Below are 13,673 nucleotides of genomic sequence, written 5' to 3' on the forward strand. Positions count from 1 at the left end.
TGTTTATAATAATTAATGATTTTCACTTAGTATGTTTGAAGAACAGATGTTGTCATTGTTGATTGCGCCATATCACTATTCAATGTTGCAGCATTAACAGCACTTCCAATTCCTAATGTTGTTAAAGTTCCTGCTCCAGTATTACCTAAGTTTCTATTTGTACAAGCTGCTTTTACCTGATAAGCACCCACGGCTAAAGCATCCAATGTAACATTTAAATTAAAAACCCTGTAAGTTCCAACTCCACCTCTTACAACATCATTTCGTACTGCTTTTAGTAGAAATGGTCCTGAATCCTTGCTAAGAAATATTCCACAAGCATAACTTGCTGATCCTGTCGTCCACGTCTGACCTGTACCTCTTGCAATCTGAACAGTTGTCTGAAAAGATAATACTGCTTTAGATAAGTTATCCGTTCTGGTAATATTAAAAGAGTCTGTGGTTCCATTTATATAAGCCCAATTGGGTGTTGTGGTGTCCGTAGACGTAGTGAAAGTAGAATTTAAATCATATCTACCCGTACTTCCTGTCTGTGTAAATTGTATTCCTGTTATGTCTTTAGTAGTATTCAGATAAAAAAGAGATAAACTTCCTGTACCATTTGCAATCTGAACGGTTTTCCATGTATCCGAAACCCCATCAACAACACTGAAAAGTTGTCCAGATACACCGGGAGAACCAACCACAGTAGCAGTTCCACCAGTTCTTATTTGCTGTCGTACGTACAAAGTTCCGTTCACATCTAGAGTTTTCTGTGGTGTTGCGGTGTTTATTCCAACTTGAGCATTGATTGATATTAACATGAAAGATAATAGTGTAATATATATATTTTTCATTTTTAAGGTATAATTACAGGTGAAAAATTTTGAGGAATTTCATACACATCAACTTTGAGAGATGATTGCGTCATAAAATTATTTAGGTTTGTGATTGCTGCTGTTGCGGGAACTCCTATACCCAATGTTATATTCGCTAGAGGGTTGGTTAATCTGGCACACCCCACACTTACAGAGTGAGTTCCTGGTGAAATATTTTCTACCCCTCCAATTTGTGTATGCGTTATAAATGTGCTATTATTTGGGCTCCGCGGAAGCATATTTATCCTAGCACTCTTCAACAAACCATCTACGAAAATACCACATGCAAATTTAATATCTGATGCATTCCCACCGCCATTATTTTGCTGTACTACTGTTTCAAACATGAAGTAGGCACTACTTATAGTACTATTAACAGTAAAATTTTTTGTAAGCGAAGATATTACTCTAAAATTTCTTGCTTGAAGATTTGTGAGTGTTGCATCAACTACCAACTCTGTAGACGGATCAAACGCAGTCGGAACTGTCTGACTATCTACGAATCTTAATCCCTGTACAGTACCTTGCGCATCATTGGGATTAGCAGTATCGAAATCTTTGTACGAATCATTAAAAATAAGATAGAACTGATTTGTTAAATATTCGGGTATTCGTAGTGTTTTCCAAGTTGGAGGATTATTCGGACCTCTGGATACCAACAACTGACCATTAGTTCCAGCCCTTAGAACACCACTTCCATTATCCAAAAATATTTTTTTTCCTATATTCAGATCTCCATTTATATCAAGGTTAGCAAGAGGACTTACAGTCTTTACGCCAATATTGCCTTGTGCATATATTAAAACTCCTAAAAAGATATTTAGAATTATATAAATTTTTTTCATTTTTAATTGGTATAAGTTACTAATTCTGCTACATCAACTTTGAACAATGATCTAAGTGCAAAGGCATTTGATTTATTATTTGTCACAATAGGAGCTGGACCATAACTAGGTATATTGACACCAATTCTAAAATAATTATTGGCTACGTCTGAGGAAGAAATCTTTCGGCACGCAACATCAAAAACATGCAAGCCGACAGAAACATTATCTTCAGTATAATTTAAAGTATAAATACCCTGAACAGGAGTAGCGTCTACAGTAGTAATACCATCCGGACGAAGTGCCACCAGCTTAGTGTCCTTAAATATTCCACAAATAAAATTAACAGATGCACCAATTCCAACTGATTTATTAACCAACTCAACCCCAGACTGAAGCTGATAAGTAACTTTATTCTCAGAAGACCTTACCTGAATATTGGTAGTGAGATTTGTAATTTTGATCCATGATGCAGAAAAATCTTCACCTATGGCACTGACTGCCGGAGTTGACGGTGCTACACCATCGGAAAGCGTTGTAATTCCACTTTGATCATTTTTCAGGTAGGTATTCACTAACTTATATTGTGTATTTTCCATAAATGGAATTCTCACACTCTTCCAACTAGGAGGTTGACCAGAACCACCAGAAACTAAAACCTGATCTACGGTTCCAGAATCCAAATTACCAGGAGTTGTAGTACTTGGCACTATAAGCGCTTTTCGAAGTGCAACATCACCGTTTACATCCACAACAGCTTGCGGAGTTGTAGTATTAATTCCCATTTGTGCATTTATATAACTACACAAGAAGAAAAATAATAATTTAAATATATTATTAGACATTTGATTTGAATTGAATTTAAAAAAAAATTAGAACTGTTATATCGACAGTTATATAGTATATAAATTAACAATTCAAAGGTGGCGGTCTTACAGAGTTGACCGAAGGAAAATGATTATTTAAAGATTCGCTGTTGTAATGTGTAAATTTTAACGCGTGTAAATAATTTATGGCACTCTTTACAGAATAAATTTTATCTGATGCCTGAATTTTTGAAAAGTCATTTTCATTATAACTTGGGGCAAGATAATTTTTTGAAATAAAATTAGAAGACAAGAAGTGTGATGACGACGGAAAACTAGTGAAATCAAACTTCCGGAAAGCCCCTTTTCGCTCTTCATGTTTTTTTATTTCTTTATCAACCGTTTTTATAGCTTCCTTTTGCTTTTTTTCAGCAGAGGCTTCTACTTCTTTTTTTAGATCTTTTTGAAGTATTATTGGTTTTGAAGAGTTAGCTTCAAGTACTTTGGCTGTGCTATTATTTTGAGGTACAAGATCAGCATTTTCCAAAACAATTACATTATTGCTAATCTGCTTGTTAAAAGCTTCGTCAGTAGAAAATAATTTTGCTCCGTCTTTTAAAACGACAGTTGCCTGTTCTACTTTATTTGGATTTTCAGATTTCTGAGCGTAAGAATACGAAATGCATAAAAAAATAAAGAATAATAATGAAATACGAAAGATTTTCAAATCATGTTTTTGATTTAAATTTTTCACAAACATATGATAAAAAAAGAAAACTTCTCGCAATTATAAATTATTATCATACAAAAATAACAATTATAATGATTTTAATCATATTATTTTTACATTAACAAATTGATATATATCATTTTTAATTTCATGTAAATAAATATGATGGTTACAATTATTCTTTTATGTAAAAAATGTCAATTATAGAGTTGTAAAAATTAAAAATCCACTTCTTTGGAAGTGGATTTTTAGATATTATTCTCATCAACTATCTGCTCTCCAATAAGACCACACAGTACCGTTGTAAACACAGAAAAGTTTTTTAACCGGATCGAAAACAATCATTCCCGGCGCAGGACTTTTAATATTATCAGCAGGATTTTCAACTAAAGGCGGAATCATTGCTTTGTTGGTATCGGCAAGAACTAAAATACCCGGCGTATCATCCGCTAAAACACCGCCAATCTGAGATTTTGCAGTTGATTGCTCTACAGCAGGATTTGCCTGTATCGGTGCATTGACAACAGGATCACCGGTACGAACGCTAAGATCCACCCACGCACCGCTGTTTCTGGAAATTTTTACTCTGCTATCAGTACGGTCAAAAATAAGTGCTCCTCCTTTTAAATTGGTTCCCGGATTCAGGCTTACATTTCCTGAAGCCGTTACCCAAGGTAAAATTAATCCTTTAGGACCAACTCCAAACTCCAACGAAACTCCCGTTTGAGTAGCCTGTTTTCCTATCGCCACTTGTGCAGATAACGTCACCGCACAAGATATTCCTAAAATTATTGAATATTTAAATTTCATTTGTTTAATCTTTTAAAATTAATTTTCATCAGGACATGATTGAGTATCGAAACACTTCCAGCCTGTTCTTGTACCATCAATATTCACTCTCATACAGTCACTTCTGGTATCGTAATAAGTCATTCCAATTATCGGAGAAGTTATTACTGGAGTTCCTCCTACGGCAGAAAGAGGTTCACCAGGATTGACTGTCGGAGCACTTGGCATTCTGTTCATGACAAAGGCTTTCGTATTCGCTTCAAGCGCCGTCCATCCATTATTTCTCAGCATTGGCCAATTAGAATTATTTGCTCCCGCTCTATTGAAAGCGGTAATACCGTGCAATGTAGGATTGTCTGTACCTGTTGTTGTCGTAGGTGTCTTGTAACACTTACAGTCATTCAAAGTATTGTTTTGAGAATTTCCACTACCCTGACCTGCAGCCTGAGTATAATTTGTAATTACCGGTGTAGCAGTAGGAACATTAGGAACTCCAGATGCATTTACTCCTGTATTGATTCTATTGCTTGTAATATAAGTTGCTCCGGTCGTGAAATTTGCGCCACCTTCAATAACATCAGGACAGCCGTCACCATCAGAATCTAAATCTAATCTATTTGGAATACCATCTTTATCGCTGTCACATTCAGGGAAAATTCTGATAAAAAAAGTACTGTATTCTGTAGTCACAGCATTGTTCGTAGAAACACCAATTACTTTAGGATTAATTTCAGTATTTATAACTCCATATGCAAGTACACCATTTTCAGTTGCTGCAGTCGTATGTCGTACAAAATAAGTTCTACCTGTGCTTCCGCTTTGCCAGTTGCCGGTGTTTGGCTGAGTATTGATATTATATAAATTACTTGCCGTTAAATGAGAACCATCATAGAATTTTATACTTCGCTCCTGAAGACCATAATATTCCTGTCCGTGCTCAATAGCAACATACGATCCTAAAGTACCTGTCACTCTCACTCTTGTATCTCCAATCCCATTTCTTCCTGATACATAAAATACATTGGATGAAGGATTAGAAGTTGCATTCGGATGTACATGTGCATTTTCTACAGTTACAATAATAGATCCTGCAGGTAATCCAAAGAACGAACTGTAATCCCGGGTTGCAGTCTGGTTGGTAGCTCCGGCTGTCGTAAGACCAAAATCTGACGGACGCAACTGTAAAAATTTAGTATTATCAGAAGTTGATCCAGGAATTGCAGGAACTGCAGTCGAAAAGTTATTACCTACATATGATGCTAAATTTAAAGAACACTCATTTGTATCTAAAATACCATCATTATCATCATCTAAATCTTGCCAATCAGGAATAAGATCACCATCAGAATCTGTACAATCATTTTTGCTTCCGTCTTGTGAACGCCCAATTCCCTGTCCTCCATTTGCAGCAGTGGGAATACCATTGGCATCTACAGCTCCTGAAATTTGATTATTCGAGTTTAATTGACCACTTGTAATATTTGCTGCGCCTTCAATCGCATCGAAACAACCGTCACCATCGCTATCCGTATCAAAATGATCCGGAATTCCATCACCATCCGTATCCAACATACATTGACCGACAGTTTTAGCTGCATTAATATTAATATAAGTATTTCCGGCATCTTCTTCTACCAAAAGAATATCAATTTTATCTCCTAAAGCTACAGTTACCGTTACAAAATTTGTCACCGGCAAAGAAGTATTATATACATTTTGTCTTGAAGCCACTTTTACCCCATTTACATAAACAAAGACGTGGTTATCTGCATTGATCAGGTTGTATTGATAAGTACCCACTTCATCTGCATTGATTGTTTTTGAAAACAAAACCGCATAGTCACGAGATGGAGGACTCAGTGCCGTACCGCGATAATTCACCATATCAACATTAGTTCCTGAAATATTTCCGGAAGCATCAAAATTAACATTGAAAGCATTTAAAGTACTCGCATTTTCTATGTAATCAAATGTTGCAACTTGGGTAAATCCTGCTGTCGGAAAAGTTGTACTTCCGTTAATTTGCGTCCAAGAATCTAATGCTGCAGTACTATTATAAACAAACCCTTTGTAACCTGATAAACTTAAAATAGAATCAGGACCACAAGCTTTTTCATCGCTATCTAAAATACCATCATTATCGTCATCCAGATCTAGATTGTTCGGAACACCGTCTAAATCATTATCATTACATCTGTTCTGCGCTGCATTTTGAGAGGCGCCAATTCCGAGGCCTGTTCCTGCAATAGTTGGAATTCCATTTGAATTCGTTGCACCCATAATGTAACCACTCGGAGCTTGCACAGGAGTTACATTCCCTGTATTTTCAAAAGCATCAAAACAACCATCATTATCAGAATCTAAATCAAGCTGATTCGGAATTCCATCTCCATCCAAATCACACAATAATGGAGTGAATACGATATTGTCAATTCCTAAATCATTTCCTCCACCATTACTTTGAAGGTTATAAATTTCCAAATTGACGGTTGATGTTGTTGCTGTAAACTCTAATGTCAGTCTTCGCCAAATATCATCATTTGCCATATTTATACTATTGGAATTCGCAGTCGCCAATTGATTATTGGAACCATCTTTTATTGTCAACTGAAGACTTGGAACACTATTACCAGGCGTTTCAGCCAATCCGGCCATATCGAGCCTGAAACGATATGTAACGCCAGGAACAACATTCAAACCTGTCACTCTGTAGATCGGAGAAGCCGTCGTAACTGCAGAGTTGACATTAATCATGAGGAACCTTCCTGCTTTTGAACCACTTGTAATTTCATTGTAGCCTGCATCTAAATCACCATTAGCATTTGTTTTTGTATAAAAAACTGTTTGTGTCTCAGAAGTAGTTACAGAATAATTACCATCAGACGGATTTACTGCTGCATATCCATGACCTACCACATACGGATCTGTACCGGTTGTCGAACCCGTACCGAAATCATTACTGAATATAGGAGGTCCTTCTACTTTTGCGCTGGCAATACAACTATTTTCAACAGTATCTAAAATTCCATCATTATCATTATCCAGATCTGCACTGTTAAGAATTCCGTCACCATCAGTATCAGAAGAGAAAACCTGGGCAGAAGATGTGTTGTTTGCACTATTAGGATCATTTACAGTTAAATCACTTGTAATGGTTGCCGTATTTAGGTAAGATCCATTTCTGGTCATTGTACCTATGAGAGAAAGCGTTGCATTCGCACCATCAATTAATGTTCCTACCGTCCAAACTCCATTAGCTGAGTTATAAGATCCTACAGATGTCGTTGCACTTACAAAAGTGAATCCGGAAGGCAGTATATCATTAACTACAACATTCGTATTATTAGAGGCTCCTCTATTTGCTGCAATGATTGTAAAAGTAACATTTCCTCCTACTGTAGGATTATTGGTGCTTACAGATTGTGTTACCTGCAGGTCAGATTCTCCTGCAGACAAACCAATTAGGAATGAATCCGTATTAGTCCATGTAACTGCAGTTGCATTTCCTCCATTTCGATTACCATAGACTTCTAAAACAATAGTTTTAATATCATTACTTTGAAATCTGACAGTTCCTCTTGCAGAGTTGGCTGCATCAGGAGTTGTGGTACCAGTATAACTGTTATTAATCGTTTTACCTGCATTGGTAACAGTAAGATTTGTACCAGATAAACCTAGAATCGTTGTTGAAGAAAGTATCTCTGCTCCAGAAGAATTTAATACAGATTTTACTGTAAATTCCGCTGTAACAGATGCTCCGGTTCCGGCTTCACCCAATCCTTTAAAGTGTAAATTAGGATTATGAGTTCCCCTACTTAAATTTATAGTTATCTCACCAAGCTTCACTCTGCCATTTCCTGCCTGACTTCCTGCTGAAGCCAAACTTGCCTGAATTGAAGCTGCATAATTTGATGCTACATCTATACCTGTTCCGTTGGTTGCAACACCATTACTTGTATATTGACCATTATCACTTCCGGTATTTCCAAAAGCATTCATTAATGAATAAAATGGCACAACTCCAGCTGTTCCAAATCTTACAGCATTTGTGAAATTTGTTGAATTCACAATATAACTAACTGTCAATGGAGTCGGCGTACTGTAATTGACTAATGTAGTTCCTGTATTATTATTGGTGTCTTTTTGTAAAGCAACTGTCAAATTTGTAGAAGTTGCAGTACTGGGAGTAACATTTCCCATTTCAAGATCGGGATAAGTTTGAGAAAAAACAACACCGCTTATCAATCCCATAAGCAAGATTAGCTGCTTTTTATAATATCTCGTATTTTTAAATTTCATTATAAAAAAGTATTAACAAACTCATTTGACATGAGAATGATTATTAATAAAAAATTTCTTATTTATTAAATTAATACCGGTGGTGGCCTCACAGAAAAGACAGTAGAAAAACAAAAATCTAAGGATGTATTGTTATAATATACATATTTCTGAGAATGCAGAAAATCTAATGCTAATTTTACAATATTGATATGAGCTGCAAGAAATGTTTTAGAAAAATTGAAATTATTGTATTCTAATACTACAGAATTCTTACTTATGCGAGTTGAAGCAAGAAATTCATCAGAGGATGAATTTTTTTTAAGATCATTGATTACAAAAGTTTTTTTCCTTACTTCATGCTTATCAATTTCTTTTTTAATTTTCTTTAATTCCTCTTTCTGTTTTTTTTGTATTGAAGCTTGCAGGTTTTCTTTAAAATCTTTTTTAAACTCTTCAGGTTTTATAGAAGATTCCGTAAGTATTTTATCGTTAGTATTATTTCCCTTATCAGGATCAACATTCTTCAGAATAATTACATGATTGCTAATTTGCTTATTAAAAGCTTCGTCGGTTGAATAAATTTTAGCACCATTTTTTAAAACAACAATTGCCTGTTCAACCTGAGTTGGATTTTCTGATCTCTGCGCATATGCATTAGAAAAGCAGAAGAATGTAAAGGACAGAAGGGTAATAAAAAATCTTAAATCAGTTTTTTGATTTAAGTTTTTCATAAAGATATTAACAGAAAATAAAAGACCCTTCAATTATAATTATTTACCGGTGCAAAAATACACATTATAATGAATTACAACATATTATTTTTATGTTAACTCACTGATATTTATCAAATTACAAAAAATGGATTTTATAATAAATTAACCTTAAAGAAACATACAGGTTTTATATTTTTATAACATCTCTCTTTCAATATATTATTTTCAATTCAAAACATTTGTTTAGTTAAAAATAACCCAAGTAGGGAATGGATCATTTTTTTTCAAATTTTGACAATTTCAATTATCTTTTTGGGTAGTAAAGATGATTTTCATTCATATTTTAAAATAGTTTATCCCGATTTGACTGCGTCAGAATCCATTTCTCAAGATTTTTTTTACAAAATAATTCTCATGTCACAAAAAAACCACCCAAAAAAGGGTGGCTTCAAATAATAAAAAAAACAAAAATTATTTTACGATTATTTTGTAAGCTTTTATTGTAGCTTTTGTATCTACTTTAATGATATACAATCCTGCAGTTAATGAAGATGTATTAACCTCAGCATTACCTGTAAATTTACCCGACTTCACTAATTGTCCTTGAGCAGAGAATATAGTATAAGTACCCTCTTCTCTAGATTCAGCAGATTTGATATAAAGATTTTCTCCTGCTTTTACCGGGTTAGGATATACAGTAATATCTTTTGCAACCTTTGCAACATCAGCAATTTTTGCCGTGGCAGTTGTTCCTCCGTTTTTAGCAAATGTTGCATAAGGAGAAAGTGGAGAGTTTGGTGAACCTTTTTTAGTAGTATCTGTATCTACCTGATCCATAATACCATCTCTGTCAATATCTATTATTGGAGTTATGAAGCCACCTCCTAATTGATCTAAATCACCTTTCCCAATAGCATATAAATCTAACTGATTTTCATTTCCGTCACTAGAAAGATCAATATAATCGGCAAAAGCATCACCATCCTTATTTCTTACCGGATACTTATAAATACCTGAATCCGGAAATGTTTCTAACACATCAGCAATACCATTGGTTCCTACAGCTACACCTACATCTATTACTCCGTTATGATCTGTATCAATTTGGTCAATTACAGAATTTGGAATACCTGATTCAAATAAATCTAAAATACCATCATTATCAGAATCTAAATCTAAATAATTAGCAATTCCATCACCAAGTACCGATGTGAAAAGTATATCACCATCTAAATCATCATTTTCATAGAGTCCGTCCTTATTGGCATCCTCTTCCAATGCGTCTGGAATCCCATCATTATCAGAATCAAGATCGCAAGAATCTACAATACCATCATTATCTGAATCTAAAACAGTACTTTTATCTCCACCATTACAATTTTGGATATCACAAGCATCCGGAATACCATCACCATCCTCATCTTTTGTATCATCTCCGTTTGGACATTGATCATAACAATCCGGAACTCCATCTCTATCAATATCTCCCTCTACAAATGCATTATAAATTCTGTATGTTTGTAAGAAACTAACAGACAAACCATTATTAATAGTGATTTTCATTCTGTTGAAAGGCTTCGTAGAAGTCATTCCAATATATATTTTATCACTATTTGAAGTTATGATTCTACCATTAGCTAATGAGCCACCTGTTTTAGATTCTGTAAGCATTGTTCCGTTGTAAAAACTTACTGTGATACTGCTCAAGATACCCAAATCAAATAAAGTACCTCCTTTATCAATTACGAAACCACCATATGTCCCTATTGGAAATACAGAACCATCATTCGCAACTGTAAGATTTGCTCTTGCACCAATACTGAAAGGTGTAACATTGAAAGTAGCAAAGTTAGAAGAGTTACTATCAACAACATTTGCTGCATTCTGTAAACTGCTCAAGAAACTGCTTTGAATTCCTGTCCAAGAAGATGACATAGTCACCAGATTTCCTTTATAAGGAGAATCGTTATTTGTTTGCAAATATTTTTTACAATCGCAGCTCGCAGGCTCTTCAAATGCATAATAAACTAATACTGCTCCTAAATTAACTCCTAATGGTTGGTTTATTTTTAGTCTGACTTCGTTAAAAGGTTTAGTTGTATTAACATATAATTTTTGTTTACCACCTCCTAAACTAAGTACAGCAATATTTAAAAATCCAGCTCCGTTATTATAGCTTTGGGAATCTTGTAACTGACCATAAAGATATGTTTCAATGCTTATATTTTTAAGCACATCTACACTGATTAATGTATTTTGACTCTCAGGAGCAATCACGAATCCGGCTCTATTACCGGCAGGATATGTTACATTTTTATCCAAAACACCTACAGTGTAAGATCCTAAAAGTCCTGCAGGCATTGTAACCACTCCTGCTGAGTTTTTATCACCATCAGTAATTTTTTGTCCTTCATAAAGATATGATAATGGTGCAATAAAATTACTGCTTGAAGACACATTGGTATCAAATCCTGTTCCTCCGATCAGGTCATCACAAATGTTGTTATTTTCTACAGGAACCTTTGTAGGATCAAATGCAAATGCGTAATAAACATTCAACGCACTAAAGATAGAAATTCCTGTATTTTGGTAAAGTCTTACTTCGTCAAATTCCTTGGTAGATTTGAAATGGAAAAAAATTCTACTTTTAGATCCACCAAATGCCGGTACTGACACCAAAGTTGAAGAAGTAGAAGATTCTTGTAATATTCCGTTTTTATAGGTACTGATTACAATAGAACTTAAAAGTGTTGCTGTGATAGGACTGGTTCCTAAATCTACATTAAAACCTGTAATATAGCCTGCAGGGTAAGATGTATTTCTATTTCTTACCGAAATTCCGTTTCCTCCTATGGCAGAAACAAGATTCCCCATATTCACACTGTTATTGAGATTTGCATCTACTACAGGAGTAAGATCACCAGAATAACATCCTAAACACACTAGACCATTTTTTAGTGCTGTTGCTTCAATACCAATACCACGTATTGGTGTGTACGCTTGTTGCGCATTCATTATCACAGACATGCATAATGTCGTGACAAAGACGGCTAAACGTTTTAATAAATTTGTGTTCATACTTAGTTTATTTAAAAAAATTGTTCTATTAGTTCTAATAAAGGTTATTCCAGGTTGAACCATCACAACCTTCATGTCTTTTAGTTGTTGAATTATATCGGATTGCTCCCTCATTAGAAGCATTACAAGAAACTGCAGCAGTAGAAGTACCTTTAATTTCTATTGCTTTCGATACAACTAAATCTGCATCGGTCGTGGCAGCACTTGATGAAGGCAAATTAATAAACACTTTTGAGTTGTTTCCGTTCGATTGTGCATAAAATAAATGAGATGTATTTGCATAAACATTCTCACCTGCTCCAACAGTTGATCCGCTGATACCAATTGCTACGCTATTTGAATCGACTTTATTACCAGTCCCGAAAGCATAGCCTCCCTGCATATTATTACTAACTCCTATTGCTATTCCTGTTCCTGCAGTAGATGGAACACCTGCAGTAAGTGTTTGACCATTATTATTTCCAATTGCAATACTCGCAGAATTAGTCATTATATTTCCATTTCCCATAGCTTTTGCACCATTCGAAACTGTATTACTGTTACCTATAGCAGCACCCGGGAAATTTGTACCTTGTGCACCTACCGTATTACTTCTTCCTAATGCAATATTTGATGACAATGTATTGCTAATTGTATTATTATTACCCCATGTGAGAGATGCAAATGGACTTACACTATTTGCGCTACCACCTTTTAATGTTCCATTGGCGTCAATTATAGCTCCTATCTTTCCGTTACTCACTATCACCAAATTGTCAGAATTGTCTAGCGTACCTAAAACATTGCCTCCTGTGTACGATGCTCCCAAAGCATCTGAAGAAGAAATAATACTTGCCGGGTTACCAACAATTTTCCAATCAGTTACATCACTTGGAACTGTCTGCGGAGACCAATTTGTTCCATTAAATGTCAACACTGATCCTGTTGCAGCTCCTATTGTAATTCCTAATGGAGAACCATTAATTTGACTTACCACTGTAGATCCCAAAGTCCCTGTAACGTCTCCAGCAATTGGTAAAGAAGATGCAGCAAAATAAGACGGCGCTCCGGCAGTTGCTGTACTGTTTCCAAAAACTGTATTAGCTGGAGCATTTGATAGTGTAAAAGATAAAGCTGGTGTAGTACTTGATGTTGCGACAGAAGTTGTAAATAAGGGAGAAAGATTTCCTGAAGAAAAGTTAGTTACTGTACCCGAACCACCACCTGAAGCAACAGTTTGCCATGTCGCAAAACCATCATTATCAGATACCAAAACTTTACCGGCAGCCTGATTTCCATCTCTTAAACGAAACCCCGTAGAAGCTGCAGATGTGAAAATATCAACTTTAGCAGCTGGATTAGAAATATTAAATCCAGTATTACCATTATCAAGAACAGTAAGTATTTCTGTAGCAGAAGAGTTGTTAAGCTCCAGAGCTTTTGTAGATGCTGTATTTCCCTTTGAAACTATATCAAGTGTCGCACTTGGCGTATCCGTATTAATCCCAACTTGAGCATTAGATAACGCAGTAAATGCACATATAAATCCTATGGCTAAAAATTTTTTTTTCATTAAATTATTGTTTGTTGTTTTTGAGTAGAGTAGATATTCTCAC

The 13,673-nt window shown here is 35.1% G+C and carries 9 protein-coding genes; all 9 read right to left on the reverse strand.

The window, feature by feature from the left end:
* Positions 1-26 precede the first annotated feature (26 nt).
* Positions 27-836 carry a hypothetical protein gene (locus tag NZ698_RS13545; protein ID WP_263003721.1) on the reverse strand — a complete coding sequence of 270 codons (810 nt, stop codon included), beginning with the start codon at positions 834-836 and terminating at the stop codon, positions 27-29.
* 2 nt (positions 837-838) lie between these two features.
* The gene (locus tag NZ698_RS13550; RefSeq protein WP_263003723.1) at positions 839-1,702 is read right to left on the reverse strand and encodes a hypothetical protein; all 864 of its coding nucleotides are present in this window, start codon (positions 1,700-1,702) and stop codon (positions 839-841) included.
* 2 nt (positions 1,703-1,704) lie between these two features.
* Positions 1,705-2,466, reverse strand: coding sequence for a hypothetical protein (locus NZ698_RS13555; protein WP_263003725.1), 762 nt, complete (start codon positions 2,464-2,466; stop codon positions 1,705-1,707).
* 124 nt (positions 2,467-2,590) lie between these two features.
* The gene (locus NZ698_RS13560; protein WP_263003726.1) at positions 2,591-3,214 is read right to left on the reverse strand and encodes a hypothetical protein; all 624 of its coding nucleotides are present in this window, start codon (positions 3,212-3,214) and stop codon (positions 2,591-2,593) included.
* A gap of 267 nt (positions 3,215-3,481) precedes the next feature.
* Entirely contained in the window at positions 3,482-4,027 is a 546-nt protein-coding gene (locus NZ698_RS13565; protein ID WP_263003727.1) for a hypothetical protein, read from the reverse strand.
* Positions 4,028-4,045: 18 nt separating this feature from the next.
* The gene (locus tag NZ698_RS13570) at positions 4,046-8,305 is read right to left on the reverse strand and encodes a DUF11 domain-containing protein (RefSeq protein ID WP_263003728.1); all 4,260 of its coding nucleotides are present in this window, start codon (positions 8,303-8,305) and stop codon (positions 4,046-4,048) included.
* A gap of 65 nt (positions 8,306-8,370) precedes the next feature.
* Positions 8,371-9,018 carry a hypothetical protein gene (locus NZ698_RS13575; RefSeq protein WP_263003730.1) on the reverse strand — a complete coding sequence of 216 codons (648 nt, stop codon included), beginning with the start codon at positions 9,016-9,018 and terminating at the stop codon, positions 8,371-8,373.
* A gap of 453 nt (positions 9,019-9,471) precedes the next feature.
* Positions 9,472-12,078 (reverse strand): T9SS type A sorting domain-containing protein, encoded by a 2,607-nt coding sequence (locus tag NZ698_RS13580; RefSeq protein ID WP_263003732.1) that lies wholly within the window; start codon positions 12,076-12,078, stop codon positions 9,472-9,474.
* 34 nt (positions 12,079-12,112) lie between these two features.
* Positions 12,113-13,630: a hypothetical protein gene (locus NZ698_RS13585; RefSeq protein ID WP_263003734.1), complete on the reverse strand. Its 1,518-nt coding sequence runs from the start codon at positions 13,628-13,630 to the stop codon at positions 12,113-12,115.
* Between the last annotated feature and the right edge of the window lie 43 nt (positions 13,631-13,673).

Source organism: Chryseobacterium edaphi (assembly GCF_025628985.1).
Lineage (GTDB): Bacteria > Bacteroidota > Bacteroidia > Flavobacteriales > Weeksellaceae > Chryseobacterium > Chryseobacterium edaphi.